17 protein-coding genes are annotated in these 23,950 nt (G+C 46.9%); 1 reads left to right on the plus strand and 16 read right to left on the minus strand.

Translation table 11 applies throughout. The annotated features are described in order from the left end of the window. Nucleotides 1-6: 6 nt before the first annotated feature. The 9 genes from GKD17_RS19405 to GKD17_RS19445 form a co-directional block, all read right to left on the minus strand. Nucleotides 7-1,845, minus strand: coding sequence for a DUF3945 domain-containing protein (locus tag GKD17_RS19405; protein WP_007832813.1), 1,839 nt, complete (start codon nucleotides 1,843-1,845; stop codon nucleotides 7-9). Between the two features lie 614 nt (nucleotides 1,846-2,459). Then, nucleotides 2,460-3,779, minus strand: coding sequence for a sigma-54-dependent transcriptional regulator (locus tag GKD17_RS19410; protein WP_007832810.1), 1,320 nt, complete (start codon nucleotides 3,777-3,779; stop codon nucleotides 2,460-2,462). After that, nucleotides 3,760-6,099: a hybrid sensor histidine kinase/response regulator gene (locus GKD17_RS19415; RefSeq protein WP_170272841.1), complete on the minus strand. Its 2,340-nt coding sequence runs from the start codon at nucleotides 6,097-6,099 to the stop codon at nucleotides 3,760-3,762. The genes GKD17_RS19410 and GKD17_RS19415 overlap by 20 nt, the downstream gene beginning before the upstream one ends. 196 nt (nucleotides 6,100-6,295) lie before the next feature. Further along, on the minus strand, nucleotides 6,296-6,820 hold the full coding sequence (locus GKD17_RS19420; RefSeq protein WP_005858561.1) for a TetR/AcrR family transcriptional regulator: 525 nt from the start codon (nucleotides 6,818-6,820) through the stop codon (nucleotides 6,296-6,298). Between the two features lie 236 nt (nucleotides 6,821-7,056). Further along, a complete protein-coding gene (locus GKD17_RS19425) occupies nucleotides 7,057-8,196 on the minus strand; it encodes a beta-ketoacyl-ACP synthase III (protein WP_007832806.1) in 1,140 nt (379 codons plus the stop codon). A 4-nt stretch (nucleotides 8,197-8,200) separates the two neighbouring features. Further along, entirely contained in the window at nucleotides 8,201-8,824 is a 624-nt protein-coding gene (locus tag GKD17_RS19430) for a TetR/AcrR family transcriptional regulator (RefSeq protein ID WP_007832805.1), read from the minus strand. Between the two features lie 495 nt (nucleotides 8,825-9,319). Beyond that, nucleotides 9,320-10,306, minus strand: a complete 987-nt coding sequence (locus GKD17_RS19435) for a hypothetical protein (RefSeq protein WP_007832804.1) — start codon at nucleotides 10,304-10,306, stop codon at nucleotides 9,320-9,322. Between the two features lie 319 nt (nucleotides 10,307-10,625). Next, a complete protein-coding gene (locus GKD17_RS19440; protein ID WP_007832802.1) occupies nucleotides 10,626-11,177 on the minus strand; it encodes a hypothetical protein in 552 nt (183 codons plus the stop codon). Continuing rightward, the gene (locus GKD17_RS19445; protein WP_007832801.1) at nucleotides 11,170-12,207 is read right to left on the minus strand and encodes an AAA family ATPase; all 1,038 of its coding nucleotides are present in this window, start codon (nucleotides 12,205-12,207) and stop codon (nucleotides 11,170-11,172) included. Before GKD17_RS19445 ends, GKD17_RS19440 begins: the two co-directional genes overlap by 8 nt. A 117-nt stretch (nucleotides 12,208-12,324) precedes the next feature. On the opposite strand from GKD17_RS19445, the gene GKD17_RS23480 reads away from it, so the two are divergent. Further along, nucleotides 12,325-12,702 carry a hypothetical protein gene (locus tag GKD17_RS23480; RefSeq protein WP_007832800.1) on the plus strand — a complete coding sequence of 126 codons (378 nt, stop codon included), beginning with the start codon at nucleotides 12,325-12,327 and terminating at the stop codon, nucleotides 12,700-12,702. A gap of 734 nt (nucleotides 12,703-13,436) precedes the next feature. On the opposite strand, the gene GKD17_RS19455 is transcribed toward GKD17_RS23480, so the two are convergent. The 7 genes from GKD17_RS19455 to tssD form a co-directional block, all read right to left on the minus strand. Next, nucleotides 13,437-13,859: an Imm12 family immunity protein gene (locus tag GKD17_RS19455; protein WP_007832794.1), complete on the minus strand. Its 423-nt coding sequence runs from the start codon at nucleotides 13,857-13,859 to the stop codon at nucleotides 13,437-13,439. An 11-nt stretch (nucleotides 13,860-13,870) separates the two neighbouring features. Continuing rightward, nucleotides 13,871-18,199 (minus strand): DUF6531 domain-containing protein, encoded by a 4,329-nt coding sequence (locus tag GKD17_RS19460; protein ID WP_007832792.1) that lies wholly within the window; start codon nucleotides 18,197-18,199, stop codon nucleotides 13,871-13,873. 81 nt (nucleotides 18,200-18,280) lie between these two features. Next, entirely contained in the window at nucleotides 18,281-19,657 is a 1,377-nt protein-coding gene (locus GKD17_RS19465) for a DUF5458 family protein (protein ID WP_004288713.1), read from the minus strand. Further along, nucleotides 19,654-20,127, minus strand: a complete 474-nt coding sequence (locus GKD17_RS19470; RefSeq protein ID WP_005802596.1) for a hypothetical protein — start codon at nucleotides 20,125-20,127, stop codon at nucleotides 19,654-19,656. Before GKD17_RS19470 ends, GKD17_RS19465 begins: the two co-directional genes overlap by 4 nt. Nucleotides 20,128-20,172: 45 nt before the next feature. After that, nucleotides 20,173-21,531 (minus strand): hypothetical protein, encoded by a 1,359-nt coding sequence (locus GKD17_RS19475; protein WP_007832787.1) that lies wholly within the window; start codon nucleotides 21,529-21,531, stop codon nucleotides 20,173-20,175. Between the two features lie 11 nt (nucleotides 21,532-21,542). After that, nucleotides 21,543-23,351 (minus strand): type VI secretion system Vgr family protein, encoded by a 1,809-nt coding sequence (locus GKD17_RS19480; protein WP_007832785.1) that lies wholly within the window; start codon nucleotides 23,349-23,351, stop codon nucleotides 21,543-21,545. A 117-nt stretch (nucleotides 23,352-23,468) separates the two neighbouring features. Next, nucleotides 23,469-23,867, minus strand: coding sequence for a type VI secretion system tube protein TssD (tssD, locus tag GKD17_RS19485; RefSeq protein ID WP_007832783.1), 399 nt, complete (start codon nucleotides 23,865-23,867; stop codon nucleotides 23,469-23,471). Nucleotides 23,868-23,950: the final 83 nt, after the last annotated feature.

A 23,950-nucleotide genomic window follows, 5' to 3' on the forward strand; every position in this document is an offset into this window, starting at 1 on the left:
GCAGGTCTATACCGCCTGCGATGCACCCTTCTTCTGCTCCTGCTGCTGTCCCTGTGCGGTTTCCGTCTGTGCGGCACGGCGGGAAGTGTCCCTGCGGATGTCCGGATTTTCCTGAAAATACTGCAACTGCCCGGAATAGGGATTGACTTTCAGGTAGGAACTGAAGGTCTGCCCGTTGTTTTTCAGCCCTTCGACAAGCAAAGTCTTGCCATCCTGGAGGTTCGCTTTTTCCTGTGCCGTGAACACGTGCCCGTAAACCTCCGCCGGAATACGCGGTGCCTGCTGCTCGTTGAATCCGTTCGGCGTGCGTGAATACATCGTCCTGCCGGTATTCATATCCAGCTTGACGAACGAGGAGAATTCCTCCCCGTTGCGCCCGATCATGTTTTCCAGATAGACCGGCTGTCCCTTGCGCAGGGTTTCCCTGTCTTCGGCAGTCAGCTGCACGTTGCAGATTTCCTTTGGAATATAAATCTCTCCGGTTTCCGGATTGTGCCGCGTGTAGTTCGGGCGCCCCGTTACCTTGTCTATCGTTACAAAGGACGAGAAGGTGTCATTCCTGTTCCTGAACTTCATGTCTTCCACCAGGATGGTATGTCCTTCGCTGAGCATTTTTATCTGGGTGGGCGAGAGAGGCACGCCTCCGATGGAACGTTCGTTGAAAATCTGGTTTTTCGGAAAGATGAATTCCAGTCCCCTGCGCTCGGCACTGTACTGGAGCGTGGCATCGAATTCCTTGCCCGCTTTGGAAGTCATGCCCTCCACTTTGACAGGCTGTCCCTCCTTCAGCAGCCTGATTTCCTCTGCGGTAAGTTTGACCCCGCTCACTTCCTGCGGGATGTAAACGTGCTCCTGACGGACGGCAACCAGCTCGTTGGTGCTCTTGTCGATGGAAATCAGACAGGGGGTATATTCACTGCCGCGCAGATTGAGTTCCGCCACACGCCCCATGTTGCCGGTCTCACGCAGGTTCTTCTTGTCCTCCTCGTTAAAGTTAAACCCGAAATAAGGACGTTCCAACTGCGGTTCCTTGCGTATGCCGTGAATGGCCAGTCCTACCTGTCCGTCCTGTTGCGGGATGAGTGAGAGCCTTGCATCCAGTTTGGCTGTCAGCAAACCGGAAAGATGGATGGTCAGGGGCACCAGTTTGTTGGTCTTGTAGCCCTTCAGCATGGAATCAAGGAGTCCCTGCTGTTCCAGCGAAGCCTTTGAGATTCCGACCTTTTCCAACTCCTCCCAGTTGACCATGTTCTCATTATACCGGTAACGCGGTCCTTGCGACTCCTGCGCTGCCTGTTGAGCCTGGGGCTGCTGCTGTTGCTGTGCCGCCTGCTGTACTTCGCTCTGTTGCAGGGGTTCCTGCGGTTGTGTCTCTTTGTCTGCCATAGCTGTTGTTTCTTTTTGGTTTACACTTTGTTCCTTCTTGTTTTCTCTCGGACGGATTTCGTAGCGTTTGAGGAACTCTTTCACCGCATCCGTCTGCTTTCCCTCCGACAAATCCCTGATGGCCTGCTTGTTCACCTTGTAGTCGTGGTAGGTCATGCGGAGCAGGCGGAAATGGGTAGGTTCCTTGAGCTGGCTCCAAAAATTCTTGATGAAGTTTTCGAGAATACTCGAATTCTTGTCGAATTTCAGGAATGAATTTTCATTCTTCTCGTCCGCCGGAACCGTCTTCGCTTTTCCGTCCTTGTCAATTTCACTGACAGCCTGTACACCGAATTTCGGATCGTTCTTGTTATGAACCAGCATCAATTCCGTAATCTGTTCCACCGGAAGAGCATCACTTCCGGCCTTCGGTTTCCGGGTCCGTTTGGGCTTTTCGTTCGGGGTCTTTTCTTGTGCCATACCTTTTCTTTTAGGGGTTAATGAATCGCTTTGACGCTTCAAAGGTATGGGGTATTTCCAAATAATATGCTGATTTTCAAAAAGGTGTCATCAGATGTCATCAAATGTCGTCAGATGTCATAAACATGACTGTTTCCAACGGCTAAACCGTGAACGGAGAAGAAGGGAAGTGAATGAACGGAAAGAGAGAAGATACGTGAGGCAGAAGGGAAAAAGCCTGCGCATCCGACATCAGAAAAAGAGCAGGCGGGCAGGCAAGACAAAACCATGCAGAACAGAGGGAGCTGGAGCCCCCTGTCTTCTCATGCCTTCCGCTTTTTTACAGCAAGACTTTCATAAGACCTGTATTCCGGCTGGATATGTGGAATTTCATGGATTATGAAACACGGCCTCTTCAAGCAGCCCATATCCTTTATCCATGCGTCACGTCGGTCGCAGTTTGCCCCTGTAATCGTTTTTCAAATCGAATCTGGATTGCCGCCGCATTCTTTTTCGTGAAAATTTTCCACGGCGAAGCCGCAAGGAAAATTTCCACGAAAAGATTCGGCAAATGCGGCCGGCAAGACAAATTCGATTTTCCTTTGATGAGGGGGAAAACTGTATCGCAAACAAACCTATCTGGAAATTCCGTGCAGGCTCATTCTCTTGTAAAGGGTCGGGCGGCTGATTCCCAACAAGGCCGCTGCCTGTGTCAGGTTCCCTTTAGAGATGGAAAGAGCCGTCTTGATCTGCTCTATGTTTCTTCTTTCATCTTTCTGCAAACACTTGTCTATCTTCTCTTTCCCCATGGGGTCAGAAACGGGCTCTCCCGTATATTGGAGCCGTAAGGAATTGGGGGTAATCAGTTTTCCTTTGCATATCAATACCGCCGCATGAATGACCTGCTTCAGTTCCCGTACATTTCCCGGCCAACTGTATCCCAGCAGCATCTTCTTTGCCGGTTCGTCAAAATCCAAGACCTCTTTCCGGAGCAACCCGCAAGATTGCTCCCGGAAAAAATCCGCCAAAGGCAGTATATCCTCCAGGCAATTATGCAATGCAGGTACGGTGATGGTAAAATCCTGAAAGCGATAAAGCAGATCCTTCCGGAAACGCTTTTCCGCAACAGCCTCCTGCAAATCCTCATTGGTGGCCGCAATGATGCGCACATCCATCAGCCTGTCCCGTTGTCCGCCTACCGGACGATACCGCCGTTCCTCCATGGCACGCAACAGCATCCGCTGCGTTTCTATCGAAAGGTTCTCCACCTCATCCATGAACAGGGTGCCTCCCTGCGCTTCCTGAAAATATCCTGCCTTTTCCTCTGTGGCTCCGGTAAACGCCCCCTTGACATGGCCGAAAAAGGCGGAAGGTGCCAGCTCTTTGGACAAACTGCCGCAATCGACCGTTACATACGGCTTGCCGGATCTGAGGCTCTGCCTGTGAATCTTTTTTGCCAGGTGTTCCTTTCCCGTTCCGGTGCTTCCCAATATCAGTACCGTCATATCCGTCGGCGCTACCATGTGAATGTACCGGTTCAACTCGCAAAAAGGGGGGCTTTTGCGTTCATAGATTACCTTGGTGAAAGCCTCGTTCACCGTCCTTATTTTTTTGATGACGGGCAGCAGCCTGGTTTCAACCAGCGGTTTGAGGATATAATCTTCCGCACCCAGCTTCATGGTATGAACCGCAGAATGTATCTCTTCATAATTAGTCATCATGATGAACGGATGCATATAGCCGTTCTCCCTCATCCACTGCAACAGCGTGGTACTTTCCCCGTCAGGCAATCTTAAATCCGCCAATACGATGTCATCCTCACGGACGGATGTCCCAATGATCTTCTTAGCCTGTGCCAGCCTGTAAGTCCTTACAGTATCCAAATCCGCCTTCTGCAAAAAATTGCAGATATAATTACAGAACAAGACATTGTCCTCAACAACAATTACTCTCATAAGCCTTCTTAGCCTGTTGTGCCAAACATATTATTTCTTTTCCTTTATCCAATACCTGCTGTACAGTCCGCCCGAACTCGTCCACAGAAAACTCTCCCGAATCCTGAATCAGTGCGAACAACTCACGCAGCGGCTTGCCGGCATGAATGATCTCCCATGAGCCTGTCAGATGATGTATCCATTCTTTCAGTGCCTCATGATCATTCTTTTCTGCACATTCAGCCATAGCCTCCATATCCTTCCTTGTCTCCCGAATCAGGGTATCCAGCATCTTCCTCCTGTTCCCATATTTCAGCAGGGCATCGAGGTCTATCTGTTCAGACTGCCTTTCACTTCCCAGACATTCCGTACATACCTGCAAAAGTTCTTCGGCGGAAAACGGCTTTTTCAAACAGCCCGAAAACCCTGCCGCATACAAATCCCCCGTATCGCAGTTTCCCGATGCGGTACTCGCGATAACCGGAATGCTCCGTGAGTTTCCCACATTGGCCATGCGCAGGAGATTCAACACCTCGAATCCGTTTGTCCGGGGCATTTTCAAATCCGTAATCAAAAGGTCATAACTACGGCTGCGGACATGCTCCATCAGATCACGCGTGTTCTCACATACCGTGCAAGCCACCCCGTGATACGCAAACATTTCCCTGATTGCCGCCAGCAAAACGGTGTCATTGTCCAATACCAGTACCGTATAGGACTGTACGGAAATCCGGCTCCTGCCGCTCTCCGCCATCGCTTCCTCTGCCACAGCCAAAGGAAGACAGACAGTGAACCGGCTGCCCACCCCTTTCCGGCTTGCCACTTCAATCCTGCCGTCCAACAATCCGACCAGACCTTTTACTATTGAAAGTCCCAGTCCGACCCCTTCTTCCGCAATCGCATTGGGAAGCCTCTCGAATGCAGTGAAAATGCGTGTCTGCTCCTCATCGTCCATTCCGGTGCCGGTATCTTCCACGATAAGCGTCAATATGCCCTGGTCAAATTGTGTGCGAACCGTTACACTTCCCCGCTCCGTAAACTTGATTGCATTGGACAACAAGTTGCTTCCTATCTGTATTATCCTGTCCCTATCTCCTATAACAACCGCATCTCCGGCACTCAGTACGTTCAGCAAAAGGTTTTTTCCTGCTGCCAGCGGCATAAAATCCGTTTCCAAAATCTCGGTGACGGAACATAACCTGAACGGGACAGGAACGGCCTTTTCCCCGCCACTCTCCAACCGGAAAAATCCCAACAGGGAATTCAGCATGGAAGACATATGTCCCGCCACCTGCCGTATGTTCCGGCTGTATTCCCTGCACTTCGACACTTCTCTTTCCGTGGAAAGCAATTCCGCATAGCTGCTGATAGAAGCAAGCGGCGCGCGCAAGTCATGGGTTACGGCCAGCATGATTTTCTTTCTTGCCTCAATCAGTTCCTCGTTTTCAAGAACGGTCTGCTCCAACTGACGGACTGTGCCTTCCAGCCTTTTTTTATAACGGTTTATACGCATCATATCCCGGTGTATCACCATATAGGACCATATCAGCAGCAAAACCATGAATGCCGTCAGACCGATGACCGTGGCAAATGACCGTTTCCCGGCTTCCGCAACTTCTTCTTCCTGTCTCTTCAATTCCGCTTGTACCGTTCCGTCCATATTCTCAATCATCTGCCGCAACTGCACGTTCAGCCTTCTGTTCATCCCATCCAAGCTGTCCGTCCGTTCTGCCAGCTTCCGGGCATACGCCTGCTGTCTGCCCACCACGCTCCGGTTAAGTTCATGAAGCATGGATGCGGCAGAAGGAGTATCCGCCTTGTGGCGTTTTGCGAACAACCTCTTCAGGAATCCCCCTTTGGGGGCATTTTCCCGTTCACTCTGTCTGGCAATGGCCGGAATCTGCGCTGCAATTTCCCGGTCGGCTTCCTCCTGCCTGTGTACCCAATATATGATTTCCCGCATATACCGCTCCTTGGCTCTCCACAAATTACGGATGCTGTCTGTATGTGAGCCGGAAGAGGAGTACCTCAAGCTACACAACAGGCTGTCAATGTGCCGTCTCCGCTTCTGAAATAATAAAAAATCCTGCTCACTCCACTCCATAAAGGTTTCACAGAAGAAAGAAAGCCTGAGCATTTTCACATATATATCATTTATCTCATGCTTTTTCCGGTTAATCATCAGTACTTCCATTTCCCTGGCCTTAGTCTCTTTCCATTCGCAGATGCCAACGTAAGCAATACCACTTATGACTACAATCTTGGCCATATATCCTACCGCTATTTTGGCAAGAAGCGGTTGCCGGCGCAAAGATTTCAACAATTTATTCCTACTTTCCAATTATTCACTTTTTAATTCATTATATTCTATTAAAATTATTTGCAAAATAAACCGACCAGTCGGTTTGTTTTGCAAAGATAAGCCTTTTCCAAGAATAATGAAAAAAAACAGGTTCGAGCAAGTAAAGTTTTATCATTTATCAGCCTAAAAGACAACGGAATGAACTGAAAGGGAGGAAAAGGAAAGGAATGCGGGCCTAAATTTCCGAAAACATCCCCAAGAAAGTCTTACCAATAGAAGTGTTCAATGCCTGTCTGCTGAATGCCTTGGCATCCTTCAAACTTATTTTATGACCATAAGCCACATTGGAAAGAAAGTCCTGTTCCCGGACAAGGAGTTGCTGATACATTTGTGGAAATTCGTCCATGTATTCATGGGCGGAGGAAACAAACTGCATATAACATATCAGGAGATTGCCATTCAGATGTTCGGGAAAACTGTTTATCACCCGTTCTATCGGATTCCTGTATTGCCTTAAAAACTCATTCCAATCCTTGTCAGCCAAGGAATACATTTCACAAGAAATCTGCGAGTCGGGGAAAAAACGCATTCTGACAACCGCATCAATCAGTTTCTTTTTGGAAGGAAAGTAGTGTATGACAGCCCCTTTGGATTTATGCACGGCGACAGCCACATCGCAGAATGAGGTCTGCTTCATTCCTTTTGTGATGAATAACCTGTATGCCTCCTCTATAATCCGCTGTTTCAAATTCGGGTCCATCCTACTGCCTATATTATAAAAAATAGCACAGATGCAATCAACACCCCAACGCGGTAGTGAAATACCTAGAGATGATGCTGACGCACCTGTGCTATATATTTTAATATAGCGCAAGCCGTCATATTCCATCTTATCTCTTTGAAATTTTCCACTTTTCGTTTGGAAGATGATATATGATACTATACTATGTCGTTTTAACAGCGCAAAAATACGTTATTTATCGTTTATTTCCAAATTTATACGACACTTAATAGCACTGTTCCATAAGAAAAGCGTCCACTTTCAGGGACAAGCAGCAGTATTTTTTCTCCCGGCACGAGCTTATGTGTCTTCCAGAATTGATCCAGAATTGCAAATATGGCTGCTGAAGCAATATTTCCGACTTCCGGCAAATTAGTGAACCATTTGCTCTCGTCGATTCCAATCCCCACTTGTTCAAGCTCATTTATTATTTTATCATAAAAAAACATGGAAGAAACGTGAGGAAGAACATAGGAAATTGTATCCGGCAATACATTATGTTTTTCAAGACAATACTTAATGTGCTTAGCCCAATATCGTACAGCACAGTTTCCCAGCAGTTTTACATCTTGTTTTACAACAAACAGTGAACGGTCTATCCTTTCCTGACTGCTGAATGATTTCCAACTTTTCAACTCCCCGTCATCTTTACTCTCTGCTCCCATAAACATACACGTGGGCAATTCATTTGCAAATGAAGTCATTTCTACCCACTCAACTTTTAAAGCCTTTTCCTTACCCGGTTGATTCTGAAGCAATACAGCACTGGCGCCATCGCTCAACATAAAACGCAAAAAATCTTTCTCCAGTGCCATATAGGGCTGTGTTCCTATATCGGCACATTTTTCATATTCAATATCATAGTTCTTTGAAAGCAGTGTAGCCGAAGTCAATTCTGAAGTACTACATATCGCATTCTTTTTTTCTCCTGATAAAATACCCCAAAAGGCGGTTTTAAATGCCTGAAGGCATGACAAGCAGATACCTGAAGCAGAAAAGATTTCCATCGGCTTGTTTTTCAGCAATCCGTGAACCATAGAAGCATGGGACGGAAGCATCTGATCCGGACTTGAGGTTGCACATGCCAACAATTCAATATCCGACTCCGAAACAGAAGAATCCTGTAACAGCTTCCGTATTGAATCAGCCGCCATTTCCGCATTTGTATGCGTTATTTCCTGTCTTTTTGTGAGTGCATAATAACGTTGTTTGATACCATTCTGCTTTAAGATGACAGGCTTAACTCTTGAATGTTTTCCTGCAATCAATCCTAAAAACTCTTCCATGTCCTCATTAGAGACCGGTTTATTAGGGAAATAACAAGATGTTCCCGTAATAAAAACATCATTTTTCATTTTCTTACTTGTTTTTAATTAGAAAATATATAAAGTACAATTGTTCTCTTAAGGAATTCACATCTAATCCATTTCTTAATGCATCCTGATATGATTTACCCAAGAAAATCAATCTGATTTGTTGAACAAGCAAATCTGTATTGCAAGAGCTGCGTATCTCACCGTCCTTTTGTGCTTTGACAACAACCTGTCTTAACTGCGCCATCTCATTTTTTTCAATCTCACTCAGCATCTGGTGAAATCCGGGATAATATTTTTCAGCCTGCAAAATCAGACTCATATACGCACGCGTACCATTAATATTAGCTTCCGGCATGACAAACTGAGAAAGTCTATCCATTGCTTTTGCAATGTTGTCAACATATTGATTGAAGTATTCGAATAAAGACAAACCTGACAGATTATCTGACGCATGTTTTACCCGCTGCACGTCTAAAATATAAACGTTGATGACATCTATAAACAATTCCTGTTTTGTCGGATAATGATAAGAAGTACAGCCTCTTGACAGATTAAGGCTTTTCTCTATATCCTTTAGGGGGACCATGCTGTAATCTTTTGTCAGAAACTGTTTGAATGCAGTCTCCCTTATTAAAGCTTTTGTTTCTGAACCTTTTGTTCCTTTCATGATAATCTTTTTTAGTATTACACAAAAGTAGTTTTTTTAGATGAAAATACATTTGGTTTTTAATATTATTAAATATGTATGCATTTTCAGATAAACTAAATGAACCAAAGGCTTTTATAAATCAATAAACACTTTCATGATACCTTATCGCAACATATTTTTATCCATAATTTCCTGTACCATCATAATTTTGGCTATATTTGTTTTCAAATAAGCCGATTAGTCGGTTTGTTCGGCATAGAGGAACCCAAACAGAAAGTGGAATTTCAAAACAGAGATGTTCCTCTATGTCTTTGTTATTCCATCTTCCGGCAACCGAATTCTATCCCTGTTCCGCCATATCCCTAAAAAATACCGACCGGATGGTATTTTTTTTACGGCAAAAGTATAAATATATACCATAAAAACAAAGGGAAAAGCCAATTATGCATTCTATCGACAAAGAAATGCCTATGAAATATACATAATCCGCTTTTCCCTATGAGAAACATTATGTTACCGGCTTATCTTGAGCATCTTCATCTTAACCTGTACTCCCTGTGAGTTTAAAACACGAACCGGTGTCTTTTCTCCGGCTTTCAAATAGAACAGAAGATAATCCTTCGCACGCTGGGACTCGAAGAAACCTTTTTCGCGATATTCGGCAATCCACCTCTGAATCATCGGAATCTGCCAACGGTTCATCAAAATATAGTAGCCGAAATAATACTCCAAATCGCTCAGGAAAATATTGAGTTTCAGGTAATCCCACCAGAACTGTTCTTTCTTTTTGCTTTTGGCATTGAGTATGATAACCTGATGTTCATAAGTGTCACGAGGATTTTCCCAATCTTGTTGCGAAACAAATACATCGGGAACCACATTATCGGCATGGTCCTTTGCCGGAATAAAGGGAGATAAGGATTCTATTGAATCCTTTATCTTTCCATATAAGGACGGTTCGTACTCCTTGTTGTACAGCATAACATCCCGCAAACGGGTGGAAGTGAGATGGGTTACCACGGAACGTCCTACCACACAATGATCCGGAACAGTCATTACCGATGCCAAACGTTTCATAAATCTGATTTCCGCTTTTGCCTGTTCTTCCTTATCCGGTCTCTTGAAAGGATAATCTGACCAGGCAATCTTCCGCATCCCCAGATGCAGGTCTGTAAGCTGCAACCCCGCATAAGCACAGAAAATGGAAGCACGAATTATCTTGAAGATAGGGGTACGGTCACCCTCGTGAGCCACGTAAGGCAGGTCTTCCACGCCAAAAAGCATTTCATTTTCCGCTATCAAATCGGCAGAGACCGTCTTGCCTTCTTCCAAGCGTCCCTTAATCTTGAAGTTACGCTTTTGGTATCCCCAAGTGTGAACAGGCCGCGTAGCTATCAGTGCCACACAATAATTGCCGTTTTGCGGTGTGAAATCTACATTTTGCGGTGTTGCATTGAGCATTAACTCGTTCAGCAACTTAATCTTTTGGGTATAGTCCATAAACTATTGGTTTTAAGTGAAACATTTTGTTAACAGTGCAAATGTAGGCATCAAGTTTCGTACCGGAGTTCCGTTTTTCGTCGAAAATCACTGCAACCTCAATAATATATTCTATTTTCATTCGAGCAAACACTTTCCGTTCGGCAACAAACCGATTAACGGGTCTGTTTTTGCAAATATATCTTTTTCCTTTTAAACAAGAGGAAAATACAGGATTTATTTTTCAGAAAACAATACATAAACAGGCTACGCAATCGATCCGCAATAAAAAGGGAGCATAAAAGAACGGTGGCAAAGGATACTAGAATCTGACGGGAGACTATAAGAACGAGATTTCCGCATCCGGCAATACATCGGAAATATTTTCAACCGGATTGATGGAAATTTTAGCAGCATGTAACCAAGACAACTTTTGCTTTAGTTTTTGCATCCAAATACTCATACGGACCTTATGTCCTTTTTCATCTGCCACATCCAGTTCTATACAGGCAATAATGACTATCTTTTTCTGCCCGTCAAGCAGCAACCGGTTAATCCGGGTGAAAAAATCTTCATCGTTGGTTGAGAAACGTGCCGCATTGGTTGCCGTGGCAATCGTGTCCCTGACTTTGACAGCAATCCTGCGCATCAACTCGTCGCCTTTTGCCTGAAAAACCTCCTGAGTCTCCGCATCGTGCGTATGCCCCCTGTAATTCTTCACCTCGACCAGAAACAGCTGTCTGTTATCGTGAATGCCCAAGAAGTCCACCGCCTTGGTAGGTTGCAAGGCATTGCTTACCTTTTTGTGTGCCAAATGTTCATCATACTTGACAACAGCCCATTGGGGAGAGCTGAACTTGAAGCTTATACCGCTTTCCTGAAAATTACTCATATCTGTTGATGAATTGCTGTTCCAAATCGTAAAAAGCCGCATATTCCTCCAATATCGGATTGTTCTGTATGCCTGCCAAGGTGTCGCTTTCCTCTACCATAATTCCCTTATCTTCTTTTTTCAAGCCGAAGAACTTGACGGATATGTTCGTGTGCTCCTTGTATTCGGAATAGAGAGAAAGCGTATGTGTAAGCAGGTAGTCGTGAGTGGCAACAAAAATCTGCAAGCCGCATTTCTGAAGCACACGGATAAACTTTGCCACGACTTTCACAAGAGCCGGATTCAGGTTGGCTTCGGGCTCGTCCCAGAACAGGATGGTGTCCGCATTGATTTCCCCATTCAGTATGAGGTACAAGATGGAAGCCAGCTTGCGGAGTCCTTCTGCCACCAAGTGCGCTTCCATGTTTCCGCTTTCCGTCTGTATATAGAAGCGTCCGTTCATCTGCAATACTTTGAACTGCAATTCCTGCTCCAGCAACTCGATAGCCGGTTTCAACGGATTGTCTTCCGACTCACGCAATATGGGGAGTGACAACGCGTGCGCCAGATTGATATACGTTTGGTCAAATGAGATTTCACGTTTACTGCTCAAACCGATAAAGCCTTCGAACAAAGAGAACATCTCACGTGGGGGAATATAGATAAAGTGGCGGTCGTCCCACTTTTCGTCCGTTTCTAATTTTACAGTTGTTTTGGATGCGGATGAGAAGCTGTATTGCAACAGTTTGCCGTCTATCGTGACTGTAATGTTTGCCCTGCCTGAAGGCACTCCCTTGTTGACCAGGTTGCCTATGACATCCGGCTTGAAATAAAATATCATGTCTTCCGCCAAGATATACTCAAACTGTTCCTTGGAAGCTGAGTTCTTGCCGAGGAAGTCATGGCGTGCCTGCAAAGTTGCCGCCAAGCATTTGAGAACGTGCGTCTTGCCCGTACCATTCTTGCCAATAAGGACGTTTATCCCTTTGGTGAAATCAAACCGGGTATTTGCAAAGCCTGTAAAATCAGTTAATAATATGCTGTTAATCATTGAATATGTTTCATTTATAACTAAGTAACTACAAAGGTAATTTAAAAAACGGAAGCGACAAACCCGGTTTTAAAAAAGTTATGATTATTAGGCTTATGTTTTAGAACTATCAATGATTTGCCGATAGCACCGGAAGCCCGTATCATAGACGAAGCGAAACGGTGCAAGAGTACATTGGCACATGCCATCTGTAATCCGTTTTGGGATGATGCACCCCAACAGGAACCGAATGCGCATTATCCGGCAGATAAAGCGGATGTGTCCGGCAGTTCAGTTGCCAAAGCCACCGCCCGTGTGGCCTGTCTTCTGTCGTTTATACGCTCCTTGTATGAGAAGCATCCGGTTGTTGTAACCAAAGACGGAGTTGCTATTCCGGTAGGAAATATATGGAAGGAGAAGCAATTGTATTCCATCTTGTTTGAAAGGGGAGAATTGCCTCTCGAGAAGTATATCACGACCCGTTTCAGCGGAGGGAAACTTGATCCAGCCTTATAGATGACACTCATGGATTTTCCCTTATTGACAATGAGAACCAAAACGAGTTTATTGATTCATTCCGCAAATTTGAAGAATTGGATTGGAATGCCATAGCAACGGACAATGGGTTGGATTATAAAACGTATAACAAGATCAAGAAAAGCAAGCGTTATTTTTCAGATAATGGAAGAAAGGCATTAAAAAATTCAGAATCACTCAGCGGAACAGATGTTTTGGTTATGTGGATAATGATATTTTTTATGTGTTGAGGTTTGATTTGGACCATGAGTTGAGTGATGTGGAATAATGTTTTATAGCCTTGGTATTATTTTTATAGATATAGAAAGCTGTCCAAAAACTTATATCTTGTTTATACATACTATGCTATGTGTTCAATAAGAGTTCTTGGACAGTTTGAAGTATATCCTATCCCTTTTCTATTTAAAGTTTACTAAAAAGCAAGCAATTGCAAATTTATAAAGATTTGAATCCTGCTTATCTCCATATACATTCAAATCAAATGTGTAATTCAAAAAAGCTTCTTTGAAAAATAGAAATGTGCTTTCTATTTAAAAATCAAAAGTTCAGTCAACTATTTTTAGGGTAAGACAGTATAATTACGTGGAATATTTCAGTGTCGTCCTACTTTAAAAGTCCTATGAATAGTAGATTCAAGAGTAGGACATGGAAGTTTGACTCACTGTCTTACTCTGTTCATCCAATATACTGATGAAATAGTCAACCTGTGTCTGTCAGGGTAAGACAGTTTTTATATCAATACATCGCTCATACTCGTTCATATTAAATGAATAGTTTATTTTTTCTAATTTCAGCCTTAGCAAAACACCACACTGAAGTAATAATTTCACTAATTCTGATAGGAAAAAGTTTGCATCTTCCAATTTGTGTCCTGACCATTTTTTATCGTCAAAACAAAGATTTGCAACAAACTCCTTCTTTTTAGAAAAATATTTAGACTGATATACTCCAGTACTATCACAATAAGAAGTAATATCACCATTAAAAAATAAAAAAAGTTTAATTTGTTTGACGGCTTCATTGTCAAAATAATAAAAAGATTTTTTCAACATTCTACGAACTTCTCTTACTATAGGAGCAGTTGTAGTTTCTGCTAAATTGTTTCCACCGTAAACTACATTCAATATTATTTCCATAAATTTTAAAACTAATGATGACTTTGCATTTTAGTATGAACAGCTTCTGCCTTTGGACTTAACGGATCACCTCTTTTAGTACCTGCCCATGATTCTTGATTCAGTGGGCCTCCAACTTTCTCGCTTAACTCTCTTTCTAAGTCCAACATATCACTTCTATTTCCTCTTGTCATTTCAACAACTTCCCAATCGGAAGGTATTGTATTTCTGTATCTGGCCATAGGATTGTCTATTTCTTGCGTAATACCATATTTCATAAAATTCCCTTCACTATCATACTGTGCATATAGTACAGCAGGTTTTGTCGATGTTCTACAATTCCCATGTAAACTTGTTTTTTTGTTAGGTTTCCTTCCTGGTTTCTTTTTAAACCCACCTCCTTTTTTATTTCCATAGGGATTGTATAAACCCAAAGGATCTATCCCGTCATTTAAGTCGCAAACATAATCATAGAAGTTTAAAGTATCGCTCTCCAATCCTATAGGATCTTGACTAATGTAGCTCCCTGCATTGGAATCGTAGTACCTAAACCTATTATAATATAGTCCCGTCTCCTCATCCTCATACTGCCCCTGATACCTGAAAGGACAATCAAACTCTGTTCCCTTATCAATGGCAAGCACTTTTCCATAGATATCCAGTGTACAGTCCCATGTCTTGTTTCCCTGTTCATCATACATTTGAATGGGCGTACCCAAATAGTCGGACACAATGGAATATTGCTTGCCATCCTGTATCTTCGCCGTTGGAACAAAAGTGCCTGCCTCGAACACCCAGGTAGTGATGTCTTCTGTCGGTTCCTTTAACGGAGTGCTTTCTTCCTCATCTGATTGTATATCGATGACTTTGTAGCTCCACTCATGTATAGGTACGTTTCTGTCCCATACCCAACGTGTAATCTTTCCGAAGTATTGCTTTGCCGTGCGTCGTCCCAACGCATCATACCGGAACTCCACCGGTCTTCCGTCCGGACGTATAACCTTCTTCAGCATTCCGTTGGACGCCCATTCGTAGAGCCATCCCGTACCCGTTGCCAGACAACGGATGCCGCGTTCCTTCTCCATGCGTTTGCGGTCGTACCTTACGCCCGTTTCCTGCAACTGCTTGAACTCTCGGAAAATGAGGTTTCCCTCATCATCGTAGTGATAGAAACAATCCGGGTCCTCCAAAAGTTTTCCCCCGGCACCGTATTTGCGGTCTTTCTTATCCGGTGTCTCAAAGAGGTTGCCCACGAAGTCCGGCACGCGGTAAATCACGTCCGTTTCCGAGCCCTGGATGGTTTCCTGCCGGATAAGGAAGTCGAAACGGTCGTAGTCGTAGCGCATGACCGTTCCGGTCAGCTCGTTCTCCTTGGCGAGCAACCGATTAGCGACGCCCCACTCGTAGCGGTAAGCCCCGCGCTCGATGCCGCCCGACCGGACCGACTTGCGCACCTCGCGCCCGAAACGGTCGCGCTCGGTGCTGACGGTTACGCCACCGGAGAAGGTGCGCTGCACCTCCAATCCCGTGTTGTCACGCACCCAGGATGCCTGCCAGCTTTCACCTGCCTGCATGGTCTGCAGGTTGCCTTCCCGGTCATAAGTGTGACGGATGTCCGCTCCCAGACTGCTGGTGATGCGGGTGCAGTAGCCTTCGTCGTCATAGGTGCGGCTGACGGTGTGTTCTCCCTGCCTTTCCTCTGTAACCAGGCCTGTCTTCCTGTCACGGGTGAACTCCAGCAGGTTCTCGCTGTTCTTCGCCTTGACGAGCATGCCGTCCTTGTCATACGTGTAGAGGGAGACTTCCCCGTCATACTGTTCCTCCTTCAGGATATTGTCCAGTCCGTCGTACTGGTATTCCGTCCATTTTCCTCCGGGACGGTTCACACGGGTGACACGGCCCGCACCGTCGCGCTCGTACTCACGCCGCAGGCCGTCGAAGCCGGTTTCCGTAACGACCTGTCCCAACCCGTCCAGCTCGAAGAAATAGTTGTCGCCCGCCTCGTTGCCGATGCGCCGGAGCTGCAACTCGCTGTTGTAACCGAAGGTGATGTGGTGCCGTTCCTGCTCGCGGCTTTTCAGTACTCCCAGTGCCCCATAGGTGAACCTGACCTCGCGGATGTTGTCGCTGGCATGTACCATGTTCCCCATGGCATCGTACTCAAACCGGTGCACGTTGCCGTCCGGCTCTTCCAGCCGTATCAGGTTGTCCGCACGGTCGTAGGCATAACGGGTAACGTTGCCTTTCACATCCACCGCCTGTACAAGCCTTCCCCTGCCGTCGTACTCCCACCGGCGGAACAGTCCGTTGGGGAACTGCAGCAGTTCCAGATCGTACCTGTCGTTGAACGTGAGCGTGTAAACCCGTCCCTGCCCGTCCGTTATGGTGCGCAGTACGCCTCCCTCGTAGGTATATTTCACAGTTTCTCCGCCCGGTGTGGTCCGGCTGACGACGCGGTCCAGTCCGTCATAGTCCCATGAAAGCCTTTTTCCACCCGGAGTGTAGAGCGAGACGAGGTTGCGATTGCCGTCATAGTCCAGGAAGGTGTCCTCCCCGTTCTCGTCCGTTATCCGGACCGGCTGACCGAACTCGTTGTAGGCGGTCTTACGGGTATAGCCTTCGGGATTGACCGTGACCTCCAGCTCCTGAAAGCTGTTGTATTGGCGGCGGGTAATTCCTCCGTTGGCATCCACTATCTTATAGATGAGTTTGTCCTCACCGTAATAATATTCGGTTTCGGCATTTTCCCCGTTGCGGATATGGGTATATCCCTTGCCGTAACGGATGAAATATTCCATCACGCCTCCATCGCCCCATGTATGCACACAGCGGGCATTCTCCCCCTTACCTTCATATTCCCAATGGAAGGACATGCCTCCCTGATTGGTGAGTTGCACCAGCAGGTGCCCGCCGGAATAGACGAAATGCTTGCTGACATCCAGCGCATCCAGCGTTTCCACCATGTCGCCCCGGTCATCGTAACGGTAACGGACCAGCTTCACCTCCTCGCCATCCTGATTCACGGAAACGCAGAGCACCCGTCCCGACTCGTCGGTTTCCACTTTCAGGAATTCTCCCCGTGAGGATATGATTCCTGCCAGCCTTCCCCCCGAAGCGTATTCGAAGCGGATCCGGAATCCGTCCTTCGTGGAAATGCCTGACACCATGCGGTAACCGAAACGGTTTTCAGGACCGTCAAAGCGGTATTGCAGTCCCCGGATGTCCGTAAGCAGGTAACCCCGGCCATCGAGTGTCCAAGACAACTGTTCCTTGCGGTCAAAATAGGAATCTCCGGGTTTCAGTACGGGCAGGAAAGACTCCCGTCCGTCAGCATGACGGAATGCGAACGCCCCTTCCTCCAGCTGCCGTATTCCCAGATTGTAGCTGTGGTGCCAATTGTATCCCAACGGACCGTCCACGGCGGCATCACTGTAATAGGTACGTTCCCATACGACGGGAATCGGACCCGGAAGCTCAAAGTCTGCATTGGTGTGATAGACCCTGCCCGTAGCAGCGTCCACCGGCTCACCGAAAGTCTTGCACTTGATGGGCTGGAGAATGTCCGCCAGCCTGTTCATGCCTTTTTTCCTCAGCCTGTCGATCAGGTTCTGGAAGCGGTCGCCTATCTTCTTCCACATCTTGCCCAAGCCTTTCAGTCCGAACTTCATCGCCAGCGCAAATACATCAATGGTAGGCGGTCCTCCCACAAGCACGGGATTTCCTACGGATGTGATGGTGGAGAGCATGGAAGTGGGGGCAAGCAGGGCCTTGCTCACCTTCCTGGGCTTCCCCTTGCGGGGAATCGTCGGTATTCCCACAATGTTGCATGAGAGTGCCGGATGTGTGAGGGAGGAACAGGGCGCACCGTCCGCCAGAACAGTGGAACTGCCCATCCACATCTCGGACTCGGACATACCGCTGACCAACGGAGCCGGATGCAATACAAATGCCGGCAGATGCACGATGCCGATACCTGCCTGCGCAATCCACTGGTTATGCACCTTGACCGACGGAGCCATACTCTTGAGGATGTTGCACGCCACTCCGGCCACTCCATCAGCCGCAGGCGGCATGGCAGCCGCCATGCCGGCCATGAGGTCTGCCATGAGGTCGTACACCTTGCCTACATGAGGCACAGGCATGATGGGAGAGGGAGGGGTAACGGTAGGATGCATGTCTATCCCGATGGACAGGTCGCCGAACTTGGCGACAGGCATACCCGGCATGGAAGGAAGGATTCCGCCCAGACCCGCCTGAATCTCGTCCAAAGCCGCCTTGGAGGCTGAAAAAAGGTCGGCAAAGCCCCGTCTGACGCTGCTGCTACCGGCGGCGTCAGCTATATTCTTGAACACATCTGACATGGTGAGAATTTTTTAGAATGTGAAAAAGAGACAACCGGGCGTTCCAACCGGTACACTCCGGCTGTCCCTGTAAGGACTTACCTATGCATCCTGTGCATAGTCGCTGTTCCAGTCGTTCTCGTCATCCCCTTTTGTACCTTCCAACTTGATGACAAAACTCTTTGCCGGGAAATAAGGAGTCAGGTGAATGTCGAGGAAAATACGGTCTTTCTGCTTCGGATCGCGCTCGAAACGAAGAATCTTGAATTTCTCAATCAAGCGTCCGGGACCCTGTATGCTATCCAAAAACTTGCTGATCTGACCACGCAAATCCCTTTCCGCCTTGCTGTTCCAGTTCTCAAAGGCACGGCGGTTGAGGAAATCCATCAGCACTTTCGTTACCCAATCGAACACACGGACTACGGAATAGGTCTGCAATCCCAAGTTGTCCCCGTTGAACAATGTCTTGGCAGAGAAAGCCATCACCTTGCCGTATTCCTTCACCATCGGAATCAGGCCAATCTTCTCGATTTCGGAAATCTCGCTTTTTTTCAGGTTGAAAGCCACCCCGTCCACCTCGCTCATGGAACCATACTTCTTACCGGCGGTAACCTGTGCCATTACCGTCTTGTACACACTGCCGGCCAATGCCGCAGAAGGAGGAATCAGCAAGTCTTCGGTTTCGCCCAGTTCCGCATAGCGTCCCCGTCCTACCAAATAGTTGCAGGTCATACATACGTTGGATTTGTACACATCGCCTCCCGAAAGATTGGAATCAAAGAACATTTCAATGACATCATCCGGTTTTTCCAGATCAGCGAAATCCGTGTAAATCATCACCTTGTTGTCATGCGCAATCTTTGCCCATTTTTCAACAACCTTGTTGGAACCCAAATATCCCGGGATAACCAGCAGGGAATAGTTGGTACGCAAGTCCAAACGGTCATAATTCGCACGAAGCTCGTTTGCAATGGCATCGATAAAGAAGGAGTTGTCCAAATCGGTAAGCTGGCTCATCGAAGCGTTCACAATGGAGATATTCTTGATCTTGTCGGAATCCGTATTCTTGTAGAAGAGCATGACCGTGCGGTAGGACTTCTCCAACTGCCTGACCTCTTCCACCGCTTTCAGCTGGTTCTGGGATAGCAGACCGGACACCGCCGCAGACTTCTTCTGGCACAGCTCCACCATCTCACTGATGGATTTGTTGCCTTTCAACATATCGACCCACATCTCAAGCCGTTTTTCCAGCTCCTTGCGCTCAGCCGCCCGTTCGGGGTCGGAAAGGAATATGTTCCGCCGTGCCTTACGCTCCGGATTCATGTTCTGTATGCCGTCCACGGAAGATTCCAAGACATTGAAACCGCCAAACTTAGCCAGAATCTGCAATTCAGCGTTCAGATTTCTGGACTGCGCCACAGCCTGTTGCTGCTGTACGGCTGCTTCTCTTTGTGTATTCTGTTCGCTCATAACTATCATTCATTAGTGGGGTTAGACTTCTCATTGTTCTTCAAATCGTCCAAAATGGCAGAAATCGCATTGACAAACGCTCCACGTGTCTCCGGATTTTCCAGTACCCGTTGCAGCACCTTGTTGGAACGCAACGACTTCTCCATCCTGTCCGCAAACTGCTTTTCCGCATTCAGGCCGGACAAGAATGAACTCTGTTCCGTCATTTTCCTGACAGAAAAATCACCGACATTGTGGAAACGGAAATTTTCCTCTACGGGAGCACCGTCCGCATCCGCGAACTCGATATCTATTTCCGGCCGGAAATGTGCAAAGACTTCGTCAATGTTGGTCAGACCGGCAACCACTTCGGGAGCCACCGGCTCATCCTTCGTCAGCTGTTCCACCAATAAGGTTCGATTTTGTGGAATTTCCGCAATACCTTCGGAAGCGTCAATCTTCACTTCGTTTCCGCCGATTCCATAATTACCAAGATCCATACTTATTCAATTTTAAATTTAAAATATATATTAATTAAATCTCGCTCAACTGAAAAAACTTCCCCTTCTTCTGGCCTTCGCCTGCTGCATATCCGGATTGTCCACCAGTTCCTTCCAATCCTCCCCAATCCATTCGCAGAGCTGCCGTTCCAATATCCCGACATCAATCGGAGCGCGAACCAGTCTTCCCGTATGAAGAGCCAGATACGCCGCATAAACGAACGTGGAACCCCGCCTGATTTCGGCAGAAAGGTAGCTGCCTCCTGCCAGGGCAAGCAAAAAATATTCGAAAGCCTGTTCCATCTTTCCATCCTCATAGCGCAGGAAACCACACATGCGATAGCCTTCCATGACATAATAAGGGTCCTTTTGCATGACGGCTTTTTTAGCCATCATGTCATACAAGGCAACCGCTTCCTCCCGTTTTTTCCCGGCTGTCAGAATGGCCGCTTTCATGGAAACAGCCATTTTCCAATAACTATATCCTGCCGTTTCACCGCCCTGCATCGCCTTTTCCGCCTCCCGGACGGTTTCGTCGCTGTATTTCATGCTATGCTTATATTCCCTGATAGCATAACATGCCTCGGATGCGATAAGCAGAGCGGAAATCCGGATATTCGTATCCTTTATTTCCTGTGCAATATCCAACAGTTTTCGGATTTCCCTGTCCAATAATTTCCAATCCTGCTTTTGTGTAGAATCCATGACAACCGTAACCTGCTGCTTGAACCGATTTTCAGGTGCAATCAGGTCGTTACCGCTATCCGACCGTGCCATCCGGTTATGCAAAGCCGCCGCCATATCGAACTGCGGGCGTATGCAAACCACTTCCCGAGACTCACCCAGCCGGATACTCCTGTTCTTTTTCAAGTCAACGGTTGTCATCCGGATTCCCTGCGGGACACCTTCTTTCAGCACATTGCCGAACCATCCTGTCCGGGAATACCCCCTTTCCTGTTCCGGAGGAAAGTACAGACAGAAAAAGGCATCATCCAACCGGGAGATACATGCCTTGAAACGCAACATCTCTCTCCACAAGTTGCCCGCCGTATGCTCAACCGACACATCAGGAATGTATTCTTCCTTCAGCAACCCGTCGTGCCTCAGAGCCCTGAGAATATCATACTTCTCCTCAACCTTTTCTGAAAACCAACCGGCATATTCCTGCCAGAGCTGTTCGGTGTATTCCTCGTCATCCCCCCTGTACGGCGTATCAAAACGAAAGAATATGTCATCGAACTGCCCTACCGGAGAACGTTCTATTTCCAGAAACCTGTCCACCAAGTCCACATCGTTCTGCCCGACAATCCATACAGACAGTTTCCAGTCCCTGTTGCCGACTATGTCCGCCCAGTAATCGACCGCTTTGTAATATTCCTGTATCACAGATGCAGATGCTCCCATGGCCAACCGAATTATGAGTTAAACTTTACTATTCCTCCCGAAACCGTTACGTTTCCCTTTCCCTCTATCATCAGATTTACACCGTTGACCGTTCCGTTCTTTGCAGCAACATCGTAATCCTTTGCCGCCTCCTGTTTGATATTGGTACCGCTGCTGCTAATTATACTCTTTTCGCTGCTGAGCACCATACATTCGTTGCCGGACAGCAATGTTACACTTTTCCTGCCTTCGAGAGCAATGGTATCGGCCTGCAAGCCTATCGACTTATCATCCATTACGATGACCGATTCCGCCTCGTTGGTAAGGGTAATGCTCTTTTTCGCCATGACGGTAATGGCATCCGTGCCATCCAACATGATCAGCTGTTTTCCCGTCTGGTCAGTAATAACGATGCTTCCCGTCTCATCATCGAAAACGATGGCATTGCCGCTGCGTGTGATAATGCTCTTGACCTTGTTGTCCTTGTCCCCTCCTTTACCTGAACCGGAATGGAACACCGATCCCGTAACATAGGGGCGGTCCGGGTTGCCATGCTCGTAGCTTACCATAACCTGATCGCCGACTTCCGGAACAAATACCCATCCGCGATTCTTGGGAACCGCACCACTTACTCCCGCATTAGGAGTCTGCACCCTGATCCAATTGGTTGTCTTGCCGTTTTTCTGCCAGTCGAAAGCCACTTTCACACGTCCCTGTCCCTTGTCGTCGTTGTTTTCCTTCACCGTAGCCAGTTCCGGCAACGCCAACGGCCGCTTCACATCGGGAACAGGAATATGTACCGTACCGTCCGGCACACCGACAAAACTATTGGAGTAATGTCCGTCACGGCGTACCTCATGCTCAATCCCGACAATACGGAACTTGCCTAAAGGAGGCAGTTTCATCCTGTCGGGGAAAGAAACATCGATGATTTCACCAATCCTTATCCGGCAAGTCTTTCCTATACCTTTGATGTTCAGAAGATTGGCTCCAGACGCATTCTTTACAATCCTCATCTGTTCGTCCAGTTCCGCCTTGTCCGTTACATGGGGGTCGGCAGCCGAGGTCGTTTTTGCGGTATATGCCTTCTCAGAGCAGCTGTGTGCAATAGACTGAAGGTCGTTCATGCCATCCGGTTTGGCAGGCGTATCCGCATTATGCTGTTTGTTCTCCTGCGCTACATAATCGTATCTTGCGGATTTACCCGGTACCAGATTGGCAACCAGACGTACTTCCTCCAAATCCATGTCATAAACAATCTTCTCCGTATTGTCCCTGTCAGGCTTGCCGAAATACACTTTCGTCCCGTCATAATAGAACCACTCCCCATAAAGAGCCGAAAGGCGATTCATAAAGTCAAAGACACTCTCGTTATACTGTGCCATGTAGGGTATGGGCGCCGCATACTTGGGATTGGAAACCAGATTGACCTTTCCATACTCCTGCGTCGCCTCCTTTATTATGGTAGAGAGGGACTGATCCATCCAAGAATCGAGTGTCCTGTTGTTCTCATACAGTATCGTAGGGCTTGTTCCGTGAATGGCCACTCCGCCTGTCTCGCCCATGCTTCCAACCATTTCCACTTGAGTGATGATTCCCTCGAAGTCATAACTTTCACCCGTCTGCCTATGGACAAATGAAATGCTGGCAGTCTCCCCGATGTAGCCGATGAATTTTTCCGGGGTCTGTTGGAACGTATTGTTAGGCGACAGATAATTCACCACCACAGTGAAGGTGTGATGCCGGTTGAAACCCTGACGGAGATGCAGTGAAACGAATTTCTGTTCTTCTCCTTTCACGGTTACTTTAGTAGCCACCAAATTCAGAAAACTTGCTCCCATACTATCTTAAACTATGATTTTAAATAAATAATCCGACTGGTCGGTATGTTTTTTGGTGCCGAAATAACCGGAATTGGTATATTCCGGCACCTTAAAACTTTGATTAGGAAACAACCATTAGTTGTTTTCCGGCCAATCCTGTACAAATGTAGCCTCGTCCATCTTCACGGTCTGTGCAGAAATGGCGAACTTGATTGTCATCGGATACTGGTTAGCCACATTCAGTGCCTCTTCGTAATCCACCACATAACCATTTTCGAACACCAATTCCTTCATTTTGGCATCTTCATCCGCTTTCTTGAAGACGATGTTTCCGTTTACGGGCTGGTACTGCTTGAACATCTTATCCAGCACAATGGTATCGGGAGTTGATTCGACTTCCACATAGATTGTGCCACCATAAATGTCAGATGCCGGACGGCCTTTGGGGTCCACATCACGATTGAACTTAACTCTCCAGGTCAGTACATCAAACTCTCTTGAGTCCGAAAACTTAAATGACGCTTTAAATGCCATATTCTCAAAGTTTTAAATTAAAAAATAAGTTGATTTTGAAATATCCGGTCAAAGGAGGCCTGCTACAGTCCTATCTTTGTCCT

Origin of the sequence: Phocaeicola dorei, from assembly GCF_013009555.1 — a bacterium.
Classification (GTDB): Bacteria; Bacteroidota; Bacteroidia; order Bacteroidales; family Bacteroidaceae; genus Phocaeicola; species Phocaeicola dorei.